Consider the following 17317-nt stretch of genomic DNA (forward strand, 5'->3'; position numbering starts at 1 on the left):
CGCGCGCGAAACAACGCCCCGTGCAAGCAGATTGATGTCTCGCCGCTAACCGGCTTGTCCCACGATCGCCCGCGCCGCGCGCTCGGCGATGAGCATGACCGGCGCGTTGGTGTTGCCCGAAGTGATGGTGGGCATCGCCGAAGCATCGACCACTCGAAGGCCGGCGACGCGATACACGCGGCAGTCGGTGTCGAGCACCGTGGCGGCCGAGCGCGGCCGACCATGTGCGTCAAAGGCTCCCATCGCGCAGGTGCCCACCGGGTGGAAAATAGTCGTACCGAGTTCACTAGCCGCATTCTGCAGCTCTTCGTCGCTCGACAATTGCGGGCCGGGAAGCAACTCTTGGGGGCGGTAGCGGGCGAGAGCTGGCGCCGCCATGATCTGCCGGGTCATCCGGAGGCCAATCACGGCGGTTTGACGATCGGCGTCGGTCGACAGGTAATTGCAGGAAAGCTTCGGGTGGGTCAGTGGATCTGCGTCGGCCATGCGCACATGGCCACGCGAACTGGGTCGCAGATTGCAAACCGAGGGAGTGATGGCTCCGAAGGGGTGCAAGGGTTCGCTGAACTTCGGCAAAGACAAGGGCTGGACGTGCCACTCCATATTGGGACTGCTTAGCGCGGGGTCGCTCTTGGCGAAAGCCCCCAGGGTGGACGGCGGCATGGTCATGGGCCCCGATCGCAACAGCAGATACTGAAGTCCCATGCCGGCGCGGGTGATCCAATTCCGGTACAGCGTGTTGACGGTAGGGGCGCCCCGGATCCGGTAGACCGTTCGAAGCTGCAGATGGTCCTGGAGGTTCTCGCCCACTCCCGGCAGGTCGACGGCCACCGGCACCTGATGCTGGGCAAGCAGGCCGGCCGGGCCCAGACCCGAGACTTGCATCAGGTGCGGCGAGCCGATGGCTCCGGCGCTCAGGATCACCTCCCGGCGGGCTCGGACGTCGATGATTCGATCACCTCTGAGCAGCCGCACGCCGGTGACGCGGTGCTGCGCCGCGGTCCAGGCACCGCGGCGCAGATCATCGTGGACCTGGTCGTCCATCAGAATCCGCAAGGCCTGGGTCTGGGTGTAGACGGTGAGGTTGGGTCGGTGGGCGACGGGATGCAGGAAAGCATCGGCCATCGACCAGCGGCGGCCCCGCTTTTGGTTGACATGAAAGTACGCGCTGCCGGCGTTGTCGCCGCGGTTGAACTCCTCGATGGGTGCGATGCCCACCTGCGCGGCGGCGGCCTGCCAGGCGTCCAAGATCTTCCAGCTCACGCGCGGCCGCTCGACGCGGATCTCACCACCGGCGCCATGCCAGTCGTCGGCGCCGGCGAAGTAGTCCTCCAACTTCTTGTAGATCGCCAGCGTCTCGCCTGGGGAGCCCGAGCCGCCCCAAAGCCATCGCTCGTCACCGGTGGCCCGCGCCCACAGCTCGTAATCGCTGGCCTGCCCGCGCATGTGGATCATCGCGTTGATCGACGAGCAGCCACCGATCACGCGGCCCCGCGCGTAGAGAATGCTGCGGCCGGCCAGACCTGGGTCGGCCTCGGTGGTGAAACCCCAATCGGTACGGGGGTTGGCCATTGTGTACAAGTAGCCCACCGGCACTTTGATCCAGAACCAGTCGTCTCTGCCGCCGGCCTCGATGAGGAGCACACGGTGATCGGGGTTGGCGCTGAGCCGATTGGCGAGCAGGCAGCCCGCGCTGCCTGCTCCCACGATGATGAAGTCGAATTCGGCGACCGTGCTCATTGCGGTATCGGTCCTCCAAGCGTCGGATGCGCGTCCTAGTGTGCGCGACGATGGCCTCGTCCCGTCGGGGAATGAGTGGCCCCCACCAAGAGTCGTCCGTTGACCAAGCACAACGCTTGAGCCTTGGCATCTGAAACTGTAGGTGGCGCGATGAGTTTCGCCCTCCGGTGCAGTCTGATCTTCATGGGCAAACTCATCTATGGCTTCAACGTGTCGGTGGACGGGTATATCGCCGACGCACAAGGCAGTATCGACTGGGCTGATCCGAGCGACGAACTGCACCAATACTGGAATGACGTCGAGCGCGAGACCGCGTGCGCGTTCTACGGTCGTCGGCTCTACGAACTGATGTCCGCGTACTGGCCGACCGCCGACAAGGCCCCGGACGCCACCCCGATGATCGTCGACTTCGCCCACATCTGGCGCGACATGCCCAAGGTCGTGTTCTCGCGCACCCTGGAATCCGTCGACTGGAACTCCCGTCTGGAACGCGGCGACCCGGTCGAGGTGGTGACGAATCTGAAAGCCGAAACCGACGGCACGTTGGAGGTAGCCGGCGCGACGCTGGCCGCCCCGATCGTGCAGGCCGGACTGGTGGACGAGTACCGCATCGTGGTCGCGCCCACCCTCGTGGGCGGCGGCACCCCGTTCTTCCCGACGCTGCCGTCGTGGATCTCGCTGCGACTCTTGGAAAACCGCACCTTTCCGGGCGGCACGGTCCTGCTGAGGTACGAGGCCATACACGAGTGACCCGAATACACTGCTCAACGAGCGGCGGACACACGGTGCGAGTCCAAATGCGCTGGCGTGCAATCGAAATGGAATGGTTTGACGGCGGCTTACACGGCCCGTCGCACAGTGCGGGAGCAGGATTGTGTGCTGTGACCGTTAATGATCGTTACCGCAATCGTGATCTCGCACTCGTATCGTCGGATATACGAGGTAGCTGAAGCTTTCGACCGTCAATAACGCCAATCGGCGTTCGCAAGCCCGGGGGACTGACATGACGACCGCAATCGCCGCGCACAACCCAGTCGAGGAAGACGCAGCTGACGGCCATGACGATCTCCTGTTGGCGGTCGCGAAACTCAACGCGATGGCGCTCGGGGACACCGTTCGCGTCGAAAAGCAGCGCCCGAAACTCACGGAAGAAGAGATCGTGCGCGCCGCGATGACGGTGATTTTGGTATCCCTTGTGACGGTGATTGGCATCGCCGCGGGCGCAATCTTGACAATGGGTTAGCGCGCTTACAGCGGACGGCAGGTCCTGAGATAACTGAGGAACGAGGCCTGCAAGCCGGTGACGTGCGTTTCGTGCAGGATCTCGCTGGTGACCGCTTCGCCGCGCGAGGTGAGGAGATGACGGATCGTGGCCGTGTTCTTCGCGAGGCGTTGGTAAACGGCAAGGTCACCGAGAAGCTCTCGGTCGTTGAAGGTCAGGTGAAGCTTGGCGGCACGCCGGCTGTCACCCATCTCGTCGATCTGGGCGAAGATCTGACTGTCTTCGGCGATGACGCCGGGGCTGCCCGCTCCGATGCTCTCGAAGAGGGCGGTGCCGGTGAGCCAGGTGTAGAGGCTGAAAAGTCCGCCGTAGGAGTAGCCGAAGAGGCCGTGACCGCGTCTGGCGGTGCCGTAGTCGTGCTCGATCCGTGGGTGTAGTTCCGCGGCGAGGAACCTCAGAAACGCATCGGCGTGGGTGTCGCGCAATTCGGCGAGATAGGCGTCGGCCTCCTCGCGTGTCCTCGCACCCGCTTCCACTCCCATCTCCACGGCATCGATGAGCTCCTCCGCGATCGGCTCGCCGGGTGGAACAAAGTCTCTGTTGCGCAGCCGATCCCAGTCACGTGCTTGCTCGCCCGCGTAGCCAACGCTGACCTGGATGTAGGGCTGGATCCGTTGCATGGGGTCCATCTGGGTGACGATCAGCGGAGCCGTCAGACCCACAGCCCAGTTCCCGTCGAGCACATACACCACAGGCACTTGCGTCGCGGCGCGGTCGGAGCCCGGTGGCGTGGTAACCCAGACGCCGTAGTCATGCCCACCGCTGGAACGCATCTCGAAATAGTCGGTGTCGGCGAGACAGCCTTGCCACATGGAGCTCATCCAAAGTCCTTCACGCTGCGCCGTCCGATTGTCTCGTGCAAGCGAACGCGATGCGCCGCTCCTGTCGGCCCCATGTACCCATGACTATCAGTGTGCAGCAACAGGAAGCGACGGACGGGGAGTGGTGTGAGCGTTAGCCACGCATCCGATGACCTGTAGGTGCCACAGGCCGGGATCGCTGGCGTCGACTACCCCCTCGTGGATGAAAGCTACAACCGTCCAACGAGCACGATGGTGTTCAGGCGCGGCGTTCGGCGGCGGAGATGCCGCCTTTGAGGAGCTCGTCGATGACCTTCTTGAACACCGGCAGCATCAGCCGGTCAACACCGGCGATCTTCAGCGTTGACCGTAGATGCCAGCTGACCTCGGTCCCTGTGTCTGCTTCACGCAGCTGGATCGTGCCGATGTGATTCCGGGTCGGTGCGCCCGAGAGCATCTTGTACGCGTAGCGGGTGGGTCGCTCATATTCGATGACCTCCTCGACGAATGGGGGTCCGATCACCACCAGACGTCTGATCGCGCCGACACCGTTTGGTGCGGGGGTTCCCTCTCGATCGAGCGTGCTGCGCCGGCATGCCCACACGTAGTCCGCGATCCCGCGGTGGTCGGTCATGGCGTCGAACACGGTCTCGATCGGCGCCGTCGAGGTCCGGGTAAGGGTGAACTCGATCATCCGCACCCCATGCTGCCCGTGCGCGCTGCCAGTATCCGGTTGTCCGCCGTCATGATCCGTCCCCTCTCGCTACGGAGAACATAGCCCCATGGCCTGAAGCTCATCGAGGCCGCACAAGCCCGCTGGCGTGAAGTCAACGCATCGGAAACGGGTCGCCCTGCCGAACCTCTTCGACAGGCTGTGCAGGGCGTGGCTAAGCGCAATGTAGGTGAGGATTTCGGTATCCCACCCGCAGGCTCCTTGGCGATACCGCAAAGATCTCAGTTGGGGTGGGGGTCGATGGAGTTGGATGTTATGGGGGTGGGCCAATCGACGGGCGATTCGCGCAGTGACGAGATGTCGGGCAGCGGCTTGCGGCACAGCGCGCTGGCCTGCTTGGGCGTCATGCCGAGCGTCCGCAGGACACGTTCGGCCACCGCGTCGACGGTGGCATCGGTGTCACGTTCGGGACGCTCGCGCAGCAGCGTGGTCAGGCCGATGAACATGCCCCCGGCGATCGCCAAGCCCAGTTCAGCATCGCCAATCGTGAACCGCCCCTGATCGATCGCCGCGGCGATGTCGCGACGCGCCCGCGGAGACAATCCGCGGTCAGACAGGATGAGTGAATCTCCGTGCGCCAGCAGCAGCGCGGCCTCCTGCGGGCGGTAACGGAACAGTCGCCCGCTCAGTCGGTAGTTGGCGGCAAAGGCTTCGGCTGGGTCGGAGATCGATCCGGTGAAGCCGTCGAGCAGGGCGCCGAGATCATCGAGGGCGTCGGTCACGGCCGCGGCGAACAGCTCCTCCTTGCTCGAGAAGTGGTTGTAGAAGGACCCCATACCCACATCGGCGGCCTGGGTGATCTCCAGGATGGGAATGCCGATTTTGCCTTGCGCGATAAACCCTTTCGCGGCCCGCACCAGAGCGTTGCGGGTGCGCAGCTTGCGCCGCTCCAGGCGGTTGACCGGCGTGTTCGACAACTCGGCGGCATCGCGCTCGGGCACGTCCATGGGCACAGGTTATCAGTTCGGCTCAATTCTGAGGATATCGTCAGAACTCTTGACTGAGCTTTTATACGTATGTGACGATTTCGTCAGCTTGAAGTGGAGGAAGCAACGCATGGCACATACGGTGACGCCGATGAGCGATGGGCACGCGGGTCTGCACAGCGAGCAGGGTGCCTTGCGCGGCGAACATCCCGGCCGGTCGCGGGATCCGATTATTCGGGTGGCCGACATCGCCTGGCTGGAGTTCGACAAGCCCGACCTGGTCCGCGCGGAGGCGTTCGCCCGGGCCTTCGGGTTCGGCGTCGCCGTGCGCGATCCCCACCAGCTGCATCTGCGCGGCACCAACGCCGGTTCGGCGTGCGTCGTCCTGCGTCGCGGGCCGCGCACCCGGTTCGCCGGACTCGCCTTGCGCGCGGCCGACGAGGTCGACCTGGTGCGGCTGGCAGACAAGACCGGCGCCTCGCTGCAGCCGCTTCCGGAGTCGCTCGGGGGAGTGGCGGTGCATCTGACTGATCCCAACGGCGTGGCGCTCAAGGTCGTCGCCGGTCTTCACCAGTTGCCGGCCCAACCCGCTCAGGTACCGCAGGTCTTCAACACCGGTCCCGATGACGCGCGGATCAATGCGACCGTGCGGCCCCTTGCGTGCCCGCCCGCGTGCAACGCCTCGGTCACGTCGTGCTGCAGTCCACCACCTATCTGCGCACACTCAACTGGTACCTGGACACGTTCGGGATGATCGTCAGCGACTTCCTGTTCTTCCCCGGCCAGCGCGCCCGCGGGCCGGCGATGAGTTTCATCCGCTGCGACCGCGGCACCACCCCGGCCGACCATCACACCCTCGCCCTGGTCCTCGGTCCGGCCAACCGCTATGTCCATTCCGCCTACGAAGTCAGCGATCTCGACGCGCTGGCGGCCGGCGGCGAATACCTGCGTGAACGCGGCTACTACCGGTCCTGGGGTATCGGTCGCCACATCCAGGGCAGCCAACTGTTCGACTACTGGCGCGACCCGGACGGCTTCCTCGTCGAACACTTCACCGACGGCGACATGTTCGACAACACCCTCGAACCCGGCTGGGCCCCCTTCACCGCATCGGGCCTGGCGCAGTGGGGGCCACCGGCGACAAAGGACTTCCTCGACACCGACCCCCGCGCCGCCCGCCACCAGGTGACCGCGATGCTCACCGCCCTGCGCGCGGACAACGAATTCGACCTCAACCGTCTCATCGGATTACTGAAAGTAGCGATCTCGTGACCATTTCCGTCCTCCGCACCGCCGACGGCTGGTGGGCGCAAAACCCGACGGGTGCAGCCCGCATCGACACCAGCGCCACCACCACAGCCGAACTCCTCGCCGACAGAGCCGCGATCGACGCGGCTGCCGCCACCGCCGGCACCGTCGCCCTCGACGAACTGCAGTTGCTGTCGCCGGTGACTACCCCGTGCCGCGTCGTCGCCCAGATGACCAACTTCGAATCCCACGTGGTCGACGCCGGCATGGACCCAAAGACGGTGCCGCTGACCTTCTTTCGGAAGTCCTCGGCGTCCATCACCGGACCCTTCGGCGAGATCGTCCGCCCGCAGCACGTGGGTCTGCTGGATTACGAAGTCGAAATCGGCCTCGTGATCGGGCGCGACATCCCGGTGGGCACCACCATCACCGACGCGAACCTGGCCGAGTACATCGCCGGTCTGACCATCACCAATGACGTGTCCGCTCGTGACATCCAACTGCCGCAAACGCAGTTCTACGAGGCGAAGTCGTACCCGACCTTCACGCCGGTGGGGCCGGCGTTGGTGCTCGTCGACCCTGCCGAGTTGGCCCGATTCGGCGACCTGCGGCTGCGGCTGAGTGTCAGCGGTGAGGAACGCCAGAATTCGGTCGTCGACGGCGACATGCTCTACCGGCCGCTACAAGCACTGCAATCGCTGACACGATTCCAAGACCTCGCGGCCGGCGACCTGATCCTCACCGGCACCCCGGCCGGCACCGCGCTGACCGCTCCGCCCAAGCCGATCGAGATCATCGGCAACCTGCTACCGCCGGCCGTCAAATGGAAAGCCTTCTTCTCCCGTCAGGCGAAGAACCCGAAGTACCTGCAGCACGGCGACGTCGTCGAGGCTTGCATTGCCACCGACGACGGCGCCATCGATCTCGGTACCCAGAGGTTGGCGGTGCGCCACGCATGAGCGCCCCCAATGGTGCACCTGCCGAGCACGTCTCGGTGGCTATTGTGGGCGGCGGTCCGACCGGTATCACCGCGGCGACCCTGCTCGCGCAGTACGGCGTGGACACCCTGGTGCTGGACCGGTGGCCGCAGGTCTATCCGCAGCCGCGCGCCGTGCACCTCGACGACGAGGTTTACCGGATCCTGGCCCGGCTCGGCATCGCCGAAGAGTTCGCCGCGATCTCCCGTCCAGCCCGCGGACTGCGCTTGGTGGACCGAGAGCTGAAGGTACTGGCCGAATTCCGGCGCGACACCCCGGTGACGCAGAACGGCTTTCCAGCGGCGAGCATGTTTGACCAACCCGAACTCGAGGAGTTGCTTCGCCGCAATCTCGCCCGCTTTCCGCACGCCCGGTTCCGCGGTGACGTCGAGGTCCTCGGGGTTACCGCAAGCGCGGCGGCAGGCCCGCTGCACCTACGGATCCGCGACCGCATGACCAACCTCGAGTCGGTGATCAGCGCCGACTACGTGCTGGGCTGCGACGGCGCCAACAGCACGGTGCGCGGTGCCATCGGCGCCTCGATGCGCAACCTGAAATTCGACCAGCGCTGGCTGGTCGTCGACATCACCACCACCGCCGACCTGCAGCAGTGGGACGGCGTGCATCAGGTCTGCGACGGGCAGCGGGCGGGGACTTACATGCGGATCGGCCCCTGCAGGTACCGCTGGGAGTTCGCGCTACTCGATCACGAATCGGTCGACGACTACGCCACGCTGACCGCCCTGCGGCCGCTGATCGCCCCATGGACGCGACACGTTGCCGACGCGGACCTGCGCGTCATGCGGGCCGCCGAGTACACCTTCCGCGCTCAGATCGCCGACCGCTGGCGGCGCGGGAACATCTTCCTGCTCGGCGACGCCGCCCACCTCACGCCGCCGTTCATCGGTCAGGGCATGGGTGCCGGACTGCGCGACGCGATGAACTTGGCGTGGAAGATCGTGGCCGTCCACCGCCGAAGTCTCGCGCCCAGCGTGCTCGACAGCTACGAAGCGGAGCGACGGCCGCACGCCCGGGTCATGATCGCCTTGGCGCTCAATGTCGGACGGGCCATGACCTTTGGTGGCCGGCTCGGCGCGGCCGCGCGCGCCGTCGTGCTGCCCCGCGTGCACTTGGTGCCGGGGCTACGGGCGAAGGTCGCCGATTCACAGACCCCACCACTACGGTCCTCGACGCTGGTCCAGCGGACACTGGCCACCCGCCGTATCACGGGACGGCTCTGCCCAAACCCATTCCTGGCCAACGACTGCCGACTCGATGACGTGTTGGGTTCAGGCTTCGGCGTGATCACCACCGTAGAGCTGAGCCCGCCGCAGCAGGACATCGTGGCGGCACGTGGCGCCCGCACGGTCCACGCCGCCGCCGGGTCCGAGCTGGCTCGGTGGCTGAACCGCCATCACGTCAAGGCCGCAGTGATTCGACCCGACCGCACCGTCATGATCGCCGGCCGCAACCTCACCGCTCTGTGCCGCGCTGTCCCGCTGTTCCTGGTGGACCAGGCGTCGGCCCCCTCGCCACATACCGCGCCGGCCCACTACGAATAGGAATCGTCCACGTGTTTCGTCGCCCCCCTGCCGTGCCGGTGTACCGGCCCGACATCTACACCCGCGCAGCGATCCTCGATCCCCACCCGCACTACCGCGCCTTGCGCGAACTAGGTCCCGTTGTGTGGCTGGCCCGCCACCGCCTCTATGCCCTGCCGCGCTACGCCGCATGCAAGGCCACCCTGCGCGACGACGGCCGGTTCCTGTCCGGACACGGAGTCGCAGCCAACCCGCTGACCAACCGACTGTCGCGCGGCACCACCCTCAACAGCGACGGCGCAGACCATGACCGGCGCCGAAAACTCCTCGCGCACCGCATGATGCCCCGGGCCCTGCGTGCGCTCGGCGACGACATCGATGCCCAGGCCCGCGCCATCGTCGAGGTCGCCGTGCACCGGGAACGGGTGGACGCGGTCGCCGATCTCGCCACGGCCCTGCCGCTGGCCGTTGTGCCCGATCTGGTGGGGTGGCCTCGCGATGAACGAGCCCGGTTACTCGACTGGGGCGCAGCCACATTCGACGTCCTCGGACCGGCGAACCTGCAGGCGCTCAGGGCCGTACCACGCAGCCTACAAATGCTGCGCTTCGCACGCCGCGTCGTACGCGACCGCAATGTGCTGCCCGGCAGCATGGCCCATGAACTCCTCACTGCGGTCGACGAGGGCAACCTCGCCGTCGAGGAAGTACCGCCGCTGCTGATCGATTACATCGCCCCGTCCCTGGACACCACCATCAGCGCTATCTCTAATGCCATCTACCTGTTCGCCAGACACCCCGACCAATGGGAACTGCTCAAAAGCGATCCCGCTTTGATCCCCAACGCCGTCAACGAAGTCGTGCGCTACGAATCCCGCTCAGCGCCTTCACCCGAAAGACATTGCACAGCACAGAGATCGAGGGGGTGCCCATCGCTGCGGGCGCCCGGCTGCTGGTCATTTACGCCTCAGCCAACCGTGACGAACGCGAATGGGATGCTCCCGACGTCTTCGACATCCGCAACGACGCCGGACGCCACGTCGGGTTCGGCAACGGCGCGCACGCCTGCGCCGGCCAAGCCCTTGCGCGGCTCGAGACCACCGCAATGCTCAAAGCCCTCACCGAGGCCGTCGAGCGCATCGAGATCGCCGCCGAGCCGACCTGGGCGATCAACAACATCATCCACCGCCACGAACACCTGCCGCTGCGGCTGATCGCGGCCTGAACTCGGCGGCGGTGCCTCAGACTTCCCACTGACGTGTCGAAGTGCGCGGCCCCGCAAGGGGGAGAGGCGTTGCGGCGCCCTCCGGCTCACCGCCGACACCTTTTCTTCAGACGCCGAAGCATCTGCCAACTTCATCGGGCGCACATGGCCAGTCGCGGGGGTGTGTACGGGCCACACTATTCGGCTGCCCAGATTCCGCGTTACATGTAACATGGCGGCATGGCAGTGAGGGACAGGGTCGGCGAGTACCGACGGCGGATGCGGGAGCGGGCCTGCGGCCCCTGCAGGTCTGGGTGCCTGACGTGCGCACTGAGAGTTTTGCCGCCGAGGCGCATCGGCAGGCTTCGTTGGTCGCACGAGCGGACGAAAGCACCGATGACCAGGACTTCATTGAGGCAATCTCGACGCCATGGGACGAGGAGTGAACAGAGGGGAGATCTGGACCGTAGCGGGGGGTGTCTACGCGACCAAACCGCGTCCCGCGGTCATTGTTCAGGATGATCTCTTTGCTGCCACGAGTTCAGTGACGGTTGCTCCGATGTCCAGCACGCTGTTGGACGCGCCGTTGATGCGCATCCGGATAGCCGGCGGAGACGGCCGGTTATCCGGACTTGATCACGACAGTGACGTGATGATCGACAAGCTCACAACAGTCAAAAGATCGAACGTCCACACACGAGTCGGTCGGCTGACAGCGGAGCAAGTCGTCGAGATCGAGCGAGCGATGATGGCATTCCTCGGCCTTGCGCGATAGACGAGTGTCCGTTCCGGACAAGCTTGGATAAGGAAGGGGCAGAGTTGATGTCGCCCAATGCAATGCGGCCTACTTGACATAATGTCGCTTATCGGCAAAAACCATGCGAGTTGTATCAGATGAAAGTGCTCGCACCGGTTGATGATTGGCTCATCTACGCAGTTCTCGGCGCTGTTCCGACGCTCCAGTGTTCGAACGAGCCGCGTCCAGGATGCCGAGGCTGGCGTGTCTTTCAATCACTTAGTGAATGATTCGGGCGTTAGGTGAAAGGCCCGTCCGCCCGGCGTCATAGCCGGCAGCCCGCGGCCCGCCCCGCCCTGCGCCTAGCCGCCCACAATACGTCACTGTGACGAATTGTATTGGGCGGCGAGGCTTTTGATGCTTCAGATTCGTTCGATCGTCAGCACGATCTCGGATAGCGGCCGACATGGCTGACGAGTTGCCGGGTTTCATTCCGCAGGTTTTGAGGCTCGATGACGTTTCGCTGCTCCGAGCTGACGAGACGGTGCTCGATGCGATGTTTGACGGCTGGCGCGCTCAGCTCGTAACCGCCAAGCCCGAGCGCCGCGGCTCCAGCCACTGCTGCCGTGCCTCCGAGAACCGTCTGCCGAGCAATCTCCGCGGCAGGAGGTTAGCCCATCTTCCTAAGTTTCGCCGAACCGATATACTTAATGTATCGATGTACTAGCAGCTGCGCACATACTGCGTATGAGGCGATATGCGTTGGGATGCGAGTCTCCCCTACGTGGTTCACACCGCCACGGAAATTGGACGGAGCCAGCCCCGGCCCGATTACATTAGGACATGATGTAGGCTGGCGGCGTGAACATGTCGGACAACGGTATGGACAGGATCGCCGAAAGCGTCCGACAAGCTGCGCTCTTGGCGATGCGCAACCTTCTCAATCGCGATGAACTCAGCGTGTCCGCGATGGAGGTGCTTCACACGTTGAGCGTCGAAGGTCCAACTCGGCTCACGGCGCTCTCCGAGGCCATTCATGTGAGCCAGCCGGCTATGACGCAGCTGATCCAGCGACTCGAGCGTCGCGACCTGGTCGCTCGCGTGGCCGATCCTGAGGACGGCCGCGCAACCATCGTCGACGTCACTGAGAGTGCACGAGATCTGTTGCGCAGGCTGCGCAGCGAAGACAACGAAAAGCTCGCCACCCTTCTCGCGACACTCCCCGGGAGCGATCAAGAGGCGCTACGGCTCGCCTTGTACGTCGCCGGCCCGATCATTCAACGACTGAACGAGAATGCCGCGCTCCTCGCGCTGGCCACTACCGGGCCCGCGATGAGCAGATGAACCGAAACTAACCGACCTAGCGACCGCACGCACAGCTCGGTCGCTGCGGTCATGGGGCCCCGAGAGGGATCCACTGAAGGGAGAACAATGACCAATCTGCTTGTCCTCGGAGGCAGCGGACGCACCGGGGTCCATGTACTCGCGTACGCCGCCGCGCGCGGTCACCGCGTACGGGCTCTGGTGCGCAACCCCGACGTCGTCCAGGCTCCCGCTGGAGTGGAACTCATTGCGGGTACGCCGTCCAACATCGATGACGTTCGCAAGGCCGCCCAGGGCACCGAGGCGGTGATCAGCACCCTCAACAATGCGCGCGCATCGGACAATCCCTGGGCCAAGCCCGTCAGCCCGCCGATGTTCATGACCGACGCAACCTGCAACGTCCTAACCGTGATGGGCGAGCAGAACATCGGCCGGATCGTCATCACTTCGACGATGGGCGCGGGCGACGACTGGGCCCGCATCAACCCGATGTTCAAGTTCCTCGTCAATATCTCCAACATCAAGGTCGGCTTCGTCGATCACACCGGTGTCGACAAGCTCGTGCGCATCTCCGATACCGACTGGACTCTCGCCAGGGCAGTCGCCCTTACCGACAAGCCGGCCAGCGGGTTCGTGCGGGCCGCGGAAGCAGGCACCGATAAGCCCGGCATGCGGATCACCCGCGCCGATCTCGCCGCGTTTCTCGTCGACACCGTCGAGGACGGCACTTGGATCCGCCAGGCACCGATCGTTTGGAGTTCGTGATGCGCGCCCCTATGACATCAGTAAAGTCGTCAACCGCTGTCGTGGTGGCAGCCATCGCGTTGGTCTCTGCATGCTCTCCGGCACCCAGTAAAGCGCCTCAATCCGCAGGTTCCGCGACGCCCAGTATTTCCGCAGCGCCCGGTATCAAGGATCTTGGGGCGGTGCCGCAGACACAGCTGGCGCCGCCGCCGCTGAACGTCACGGTGAACCAGCCGGATGGCGGTTCGGGTTTAGTGTTCATCAATGGTGGCGAACCGGGGGCGGCGAATCTGTTCGGCACCGGGAACACCGGAATCCCGTCAGGCCCGGAAATCCTGGATAAAAAAGGGCGGCCGGTGTGGTTTTTGCAGATCCCCGGCGACCAGGATGCCGTGAATTTCCAGGCGCAGACCTATCAAGGTAAACCGGTGCTGACGTGGTTCCAGGGCGACAAGCTGGCCGGTGCCGATTACATCGCCGATACGAACTACAACATCATCAAGAAGATCACCACAGAGGACGCCCCGTCGGATCTTCATGAGTTTCGGCTTACCCCGGATGGGCATGCGCTGATCACATCGGTGAAGGAGGTCGATGCCGACCTGTCTGGTATCGGCGGGCCCAAAACCGGGAAAATCGCCGACAGCTTTGTCAACGTTGTCGATGTTGCTTCGGGAAAGACGGTGCTCGCGTGGGATTCGGCGCAGCACCTTCCAGTGACCGATAGTGTGCTTAATTACACTCAGCTGCAGGGCATTCCGGGTGAAGGGGTGCTTCCGCTGCATGTCAATTCGATTGCCCCCGACCCAGATGGAAATATGCTGGTGTCGGTGCGTTCGGCCAATGAGCTGGTCGATGTGAATCCGCAAACCGGCGCGATCAACTGGAAACTGGGTGGGAAAAATTCGGATTTCAAACTCGGCCCAGGGGTGGACTTCGCCGGACAGCATGACCCGACATTCGTGGACGAGAACACGATCATGCTGTTCAACAACAACGTCGATCTGGGTGGAACACGCCATGGCCCTTCGAGCATCATGTGGATCCGGCTGGACCGGCAGGCCAAGACCGCAAACCTGTTGCGGAACTGGGTCCAGCCCGAACCGGTAGACACCTTCACCCAAGGCAGCGCGCAAGCACTTGCCGACGGCAACACGTTCAGCGGCTGGGGCGACGCTAACCACATCACCGAATTTGCCCCCGACGGACGCATCCTGTGGAATGCCACCCAGCCCAAAACCTCGACGCAACACGTCGGCACTGGCCCCAAAGCATTGGCAGTCGGGGATGGGACATACCGCGCGTTTTTGCAGCAATGGAGCGGGCATCCCACCCAGAAGCCCGAGCTGACCATGTCCAACGACAACGGCCAACCCATCGTGCACGCGGTGTGGAACGGCGCCACCGACGTCACCCAGTGGCGGGTCCTGTCCGGCCCCTCGCCTGACAAGCTCACGCCACTGGCAACCACCGACTGGAACGGCCTGAACACCCCGGTGGCACTGCCCGCAGGCACCGCCACCTCCGGCAATTACTTCACGATCGAGGCCCTAGACATAAACGGCGCCACCATCGCCGCCAGTGACCCCATGAAAGCCTGACCCAAGCGAGCTTCCCGGCAAGCGCTGGCTGCCGAGAAGTTTCGGCGGACAGCAGTTCCATTCACAGGCACGACGCTGGTGAGGAACACGCCGCTGACTGACCGCGACGGGCCGGGCGATACCCTGCCCGTTGCGGTCACGCGGCGACTGTTCGGCGACAGACAAGGGCCGCGCGCTTTCGTCACTGTGACACTTCTCCCCTGTTTCGGTAACAGGAAAGTCACTGCCGCACTGGGTTTTTGCCCGAACACTTCACACGCGGCCAAACGCCGCCAGCACTTGGGCGCCCGAAGACCGTGTAGTGGTCTGACCTGATGCAACTCTCTTGGTGGCGGCCCTGCACTTCACCGTGAACAACTCGCACCTGTCGAGCACGCACCGTTACCAGTTGGCAATTCGCAGCTCACGCCAGCACGCCGGCGACCTGACCTTTTACGACCTCGCCGCACCTCCGCACCGACTCGCCCGCCATCGCGCCGATATGCGTTCCCGCCGGGCGCCGGCGACCGGATGCCGCGGGCCCAATGAAAGAACGATCGACGCCAGCCGCCGGTCACCGGTCGGGTGCGGTGCGGTGCGCAACGAGCGGTCGCTTACCCCTCCCGCCTTCCCGGGCTTCCCAGGGATCAATACGTCACAGTGACGAATCACCGTCCACCGCAGGCGCTTTGGAGATGTCACCCACAGGGTCTTACGAACGGACGCTCGACGCTGTCCAGCACTGGGCGCAGGGCAACGGTTCCCCACACCCGGGTCGGCGCGGGTCAGGTAGAGCCCCGGACACGCCATCCCCTCTCCCCGCCCCATCGCCCTCAATACGTCACTGTGACGAATAATGTTGCGGCGCAGGGTTATTAAGGTGTGGCGCTACCAGGTGTTAGTTCGGCGTGTGCCCCCACGCGTGCGGCGGTGGGTGTCGGTCGACCAGAGGTGGCCGCAATCCGAGCACTGCAGATGCACCAGGGTGCCCTTGTTGCTCAGGAGGTACTGCCAGTGCGTGTCGCAATTGCGACTGCTTCGGCAGTCACCACACTTGGCGCCGTGATCGCAGCGCGGGCACGCCAACCATGCGCGGCGGCCGCGATCCGCGGTCGGATCAATCGGTAGCACGAGCGGCCGTCCGTTCGGGCAGGACGCCGGCGCGGACCAACTCGTCGTAGACCCGCTGCTGCTCCTCGTCGAGATTCGAGTACAGCATGTCGTACGCCTGCTCTTCCTCGGTCAGGACGGCGATGGGATCCCAGTCGTCACCCATCGCTTCGAACATGGCGCTGCGCCTACGCGCCTCGTCGAGGGTCAGGTCATAGGCAAAGTCGAGGTCGGCCATCGCGCTCCCAGCCATTAGATATGCAAACGAAGGGCCAGGATGACCCCAATGACGCCGCCCGGTCTATGACCTAGGTCACCGTTGCCGGTTGAGGTTCGTCACACTCTGTGCTGACCACCGACGATTCGGAGGCGGCGGATCGACACGACGGCGACCGGACCGGGGCTGGCTGTCGCAACCCTGGAAGGGGTCTGCCGAGCCCCCACTTTCCCTCCCCGCCCATCGGCCGCAATACGTCACTGTGACGAATACCCTTGCAGGGCAGCGCTTTTGGCGACCCCCTGGCATGTGGTGTGCGGCGGAAAGTACATCTCCTGCTTTACCGTGCACACCAATTCGCCGTTGCGGTTGAACATCGTCCCACTCGCCAGCGCCAGGGACCCGGCGCTGCTCGGTGACGACCGATCGTAGAGAAGCCAGTCCGACAACGCGGCCGGCGCGTGGAACCACACCGAATGATCACGCTGAGCAGATGCCCCGACCCCGCCGCGTGCCGCATACGCCGGCTCGGTCAACGTCACCGCCGACAGATAGGCCACCAGGCTGGCGGTCAGCGGCGCATCATCGGGAACCTCGCCGTCGGGTCGCCACCACATCGGCGCCCGAGCGGGTGGCGTGACCTCCGAGTCGATGATCCGGCGCTCGAACCAGCGCAGGCTCGACCACCGCCCCGGGGCGCTCTCGTCGGACTCCGCCAAATGCGGCGCAACCCACGGCAGGGACTCCGGGCTGGCAGCCGCCGGCATGGGTGGTTGGTAGGCGACCCGCGTGGGCGCGGAATCGGCGACTTTGAACGACGACATCGCCTCCATCAGGATCTTGCCGTCCTGGCGCGCGGTGACCCGTCGCGCCGAAAACGTCCGGCCTTCCTGGAGGTCGACGACCTCGAAGTCCACCGGCCGGCGCGAATCGCCGGGCCGCAGGAAGTACGTGTGGACGCTGTGTGGGGTGCGCCCCGGCGCGGTGTGGCTTGCCGCCAATAAAGCCTGGGCGGAGATGTGGCCGCCCAGAATATGGTTGGCGGGTGCGGGTAGTTGCTGGCCGACGAAGACCCACTGGTCGACCCTCTCGAGCTCCAAGGTGGCGAGCACGTCGCCCAGCGAAGATGACATCGCAACGTATCTTGCCGGATCGCTTC

17 protein-coding genes and 2 pseudogenes are annotated in these 17317 nt (G+C 64.8%); 12 read left to right on the forward strand and 7 right to left on the reverse strand.

From position 1 onward, the window contains the following. Nucleotides 1-45: 45 nt before the first annotated feature. Nucleotides 46-1740: a GMC family oxidoreductase gene (locus B9D87_RS06830; RefSeq protein WP_007771041.1), complete on the reverse strand. Its 1695-nt coding sequence runs from the start codon at nt 1738-1740 to the stop codon at nt 46-48. Nucleotides 1741-1923: 183 nt separating this feature from the next. On the opposite strand from B9D87_RS06830, the gene B9D87_RS06835 reads away from it, so the two are divergent. Together B9D87_RS06835 and B9D87_RS06840 are read left to right on the forward strand one after the other, a co-directional pair. After that, nucleotides 1924-2490, forward strand: a complete 567-nt coding sequence (locus B9D87_RS06835) for a dihydrofolate reductase family protein (protein ID WP_040630301.1) — start codon at nt 1924-1926, stop codon at nt 2488-2490. Between the two features lie 253 nt (nt 2491-2743). Then, nucleotides 2744-2983: a hypothetical protein gene (locus B9D87_RS06840; protein ID WP_007771039.1), complete on the forward strand. Its 240-nt coding sequence runs from the start codon at nt 2744-2746 to the stop codon at nt 2981-2983. A gap of 5 nt (nt 2984-2988) precedes the next feature. Here the strand turns inward: B9D87_RS06840 and B9D87_RS06845 are convergent, their stop codons facing one another. The 3 genes from B9D87_RS06845 to B9D87_RS06855 all read right to left on the reverse strand — a co-directional run bounded on the left by B9D87_RS06845 (nt 2989) and on the right by B9D87_RS06855 (nt 5502). Beyond that, nucleotides 2989-3843, reverse strand: coding sequence for an alpha/beta hydrolase (locus B9D87_RS06845; protein ID WP_040629816.1), 855 nt, complete (start codon nt 3841-3843; stop codon nt 2989-2991). Between the two features lie 238 nt (nt 3844-4081). Further along, nucleotides 4082-4516: an SRPBCC family protein gene (locus B9D87_RS06850; RefSeq protein ID WP_007771034.1), complete on the reverse strand. Its 435-nt coding sequence runs from the start codon at nt 4514-4516 to the stop codon at nt 4082-4084. Nucleotides 4517-4776: 260 nt separating this feature from the next. Next, complete coding sequence (locus tag B9D87_RS06855; RefSeq protein WP_007771033.1) at nt 4777-5502, reverse strand: TetR/AcrR family transcriptional regulator; 726 nt, start codon at nt 5500-5502, stop codon at nt 4777-4779. Between the two features lie 109 nt (nt 5503-5611). Here B9D87_RS06855 and B9D87_RS06860 point away from each other — a divergent pair. The 3 genes and pseudogenes from B9D87_RS06860 (at nt 5612) to mhpA (ending at nt 9268) form a co-directional block, all read left to right on the forward strand. Continuing rightward, nucleotides 5612-6753: pseudogene (locus B9D87_RS06860) on the forward strand (VOC family protein). Continuing rightward, nucleotides 6750-7688: a fumarylacetoacetate hydrolase family protein gene (locus tag B9D87_RS06865; protein ID WP_007771029.1), complete on the forward strand. Its 939-nt coding sequence runs from the start codon at nt 6750-6752 to the stop codon at nt 7686-7688. Before B9D87_RS06860 ends, B9D87_RS06865 begins: the two are co-directional and overlap by 4 nt. Beyond that, nucleotides 7685-9268: a bifunctional 3-(3-hydroxy-phenyl)propionate/3-hydroxycinnamic acid hydroxylase MhpA gene (gene mhpA, locus B9D87_RS06870; RefSeq protein ID WP_040629814.1), complete on the forward strand. Its 1584-nt coding sequence runs from the start codon at nt 7685-7687 to the stop codon at nt 9266-9268. Before B9D87_RS06865 ends, mhpA begins: the two co-directional genes overlap by 4 nt. Nucleotides 9269-9378: 110 nt before the next feature. Here mhpA and B9D87_RS27780 read toward each other — a convergent pair whose 3' ends face one another. Further along, nucleotides 9379-9663: a hypothetical protein gene (locus tag B9D87_RS27780; protein ID WP_338010230.1), complete on the reverse strand. Its 285-nt coding sequence runs from the start codon at nt 9661-9663 to the stop codon at nt 9379-9381. Nucleotides 9664-10169: 506 nt separating this feature from the next. Here B9D87_RS27780 and B9D87_RS27785 point away from each other — a divergent pair. The 7 genes and pseudogenes from B9D87_RS27785 to B9D87_RS06905 all read left to right on the forward strand — a co-directional run bounded on the left by B9D87_RS27785 (nt 10170) and on the right by B9D87_RS06905 (nt 14852). Further along, on the forward strand, nt 10170-10469 hold the full coding sequence (locus B9D87_RS27785) for a cytochrome P450 (RefSeq protein WP_367648964.1): 300 nt from the start codon (nt 10170-10172) through the stop codon (nt 10467-10469). 219 nt (nt 10470-10688) lie between these two features. Beyond that, nucleotides 10689-10894, forward strand: a pseudogene (locus B9D87_RS06880) (antitoxin MazE family protein). Beyond that, nucleotides 10891-11223 (forward strand): type II toxin-antitoxin system PemK/MazF family toxin, encoded by a 333-nt coding sequence (locus B9D87_RS06885; protein ID WP_007771023.1) that lies wholly within the window; start codon nt 10891-10893, stop codon nt 11221-11223. Before B9D87_RS06880 ends, B9D87_RS06885 begins: the two are co-directional and overlap by 4 nt. A gap of 427 nt (nt 11224-11650) precedes the next feature. Then, nucleotides 11651-11911: a hypothetical protein gene (locus B9D87_RS27380; RefSeq protein WP_007771021.1), complete on the forward strand. Its 261-nt coding sequence runs from the start codon at nt 11651-11653 to the stop codon at nt 11909-11911. 140 nt (nt 11912-12051) lie between these two features. Further along, complete coding sequence (locus B9D87_RS06895) at nt 12052-12528, forward strand: MarR family winged helix-turn-helix transcriptional regulator (RefSeq protein WP_007771020.1); 477 nt, start codon at nt 12052-12054, stop codon at nt 12526-12528. Nucleotides 12529-12615: 87 nt separating this feature from the next. Further along, nucleotides 12616-13272 (forward strand): NAD(P)-dependent oxidoreductase, encoded by a 657-nt coding sequence (locus B9D87_RS06900; RefSeq protein ID WP_007771019.1) that lies wholly within the window; start codon nt 12616-12618, stop codon nt 13270-13272. Nucleotides 13273-13433: 161 nt separating this feature from the next. Further along, nucleotides 13434-14852, forward strand: a complete 1419-nt coding sequence (locus B9D87_RS06905) for an arylsulfotransferase family protein (protein WP_007771017.1) — start codon at nt 13434-13436, stop codon at nt 14850-14852. A 1096-nt stretch (nt 14853-15948) separates the two neighbouring features. On the opposite strand, the gene B9D87_RS06915 is transcribed toward B9D87_RS06905, so the two are convergent. Together B9D87_RS06915 and B9D87_RS06920 are read right to left on the reverse strand one after the other, a co-directional pair. Beyond that, complete coding sequence (locus tag B9D87_RS06915; RefSeq protein WP_174320896.1) at nt 15949-16179, reverse strand: DUF6400 family protein; 231 nt, start codon at nt 16177-16179, stop codon at nt 15949-15951. 236 nt (nt 16180-16415) lie between these two features. Further along, nucleotides 16416-17291 (reverse strand): acyl-CoA thioesterase, encoded by an 876-nt coding sequence (locus B9D87_RS06920; protein WP_007771013.1) that lies wholly within the window; start codon nt 17289-17291, stop codon nt 16416-16418. Between the last annotated feature and the right edge of the window lie 26 nt (nt 17292-17317).

This window comes from Mycobacterium colombiense CECT 3035, assembly GCF_002105755.1.
Taxonomy (GTDB): Bacteria; Actinomycetota; Actinomycetes; order Mycobacteriales; family Mycobacteriaceae; genus Mycobacterium; species Mycobacterium colombiense.

Excerpts from the sequence above, each read along its gene's own strand:
- mhpA (WP_040629814.1), top strand. The coding sequence starts at position 7,685 with ATGAGCGCCCCCAATGGTGCACCTGCCGAGCACGTCTCGGTGGCTATT.
- B9D87_RS06840 (WP_007771039.1), top strand. The coding sequence starts at position 2,744 with ATGACGACCGCAATCGCCGCGCACAACCCAGTCGAGGAAGACGCAGCT.
- B9D87_RS06900 (WP_007771019.1), top strand. The coding sequence starts at position 12,616 with ATGACCAATCTGCTTGTCCTCGGAGGCAGCGGACGCACCGGGGTCCAT.
- B9D87_RS27380 (WP_007771021.1), top strand. The coding sequence starts at position 11,651 with ATGGCTGACGAGTTGCCGGGTTTCATTCCGCAGGTTTTGAGGCTCGAT.
- B9D87_RS06895 (WP_007771020.1), top strand. The coding sequence starts at position 12,052 with ATGTCGGACAACGGTATGGACAGGATCGCCGAAAGCGTCCGACAAGCT.
- B9D87_RS06855 (WP_007771033.1), bottom strand. The coding sequence starts at position 5,502 with ATGGACGTGCCCGAGCGCGATGCCGCCGAGTTGTCGAACACGCCGGTC.
- B9D87_RS06850 (WP_007771034.1), bottom strand. The coding sequence starts at position 4,516 with ATGATCGAGTTCACCCTTACCCGGACCTCGACGGCGCCGATCGAGACC.
- B9D87_RS06915 (WP_174320896.1), bottom strand. The coding sequence starts at position 16,179 with ATGGCCGACCTCGACTTTGCCTATGACCTGACCCTCGACGAGGCGCGT.
- B9D87_RS06835 (WP_040630301.1), top strand. The coding sequence starts at position 1,924 with ATGGGCAAACTCATCTATGGCTTCAACGTGTCGGTGGACGGGTATATC.
- B9D87_RS06830 (WP_007771041.1), bottom strand. The coding sequence starts at position 1,740 with ATGAGCACGGTCGCCGAATTCGACTTCATCATCGTGGGAGCAGGCAGC.
- B9D87_RS06920 (WP_007771013.1), bottom strand. The coding sequence starts at position 17,291 with ATGTCATCTTCGCTGGGCGACGTGCTCGCCACCTTGGAGCTCGAGAGG.
- B9D87_RS06845 (WP_040629816.1), bottom strand. The coding sequence starts at position 3,843 with ATGAGCTCCATGTGGCAAGGCTGTCTCGCCGACACCGACTATTTCGAG.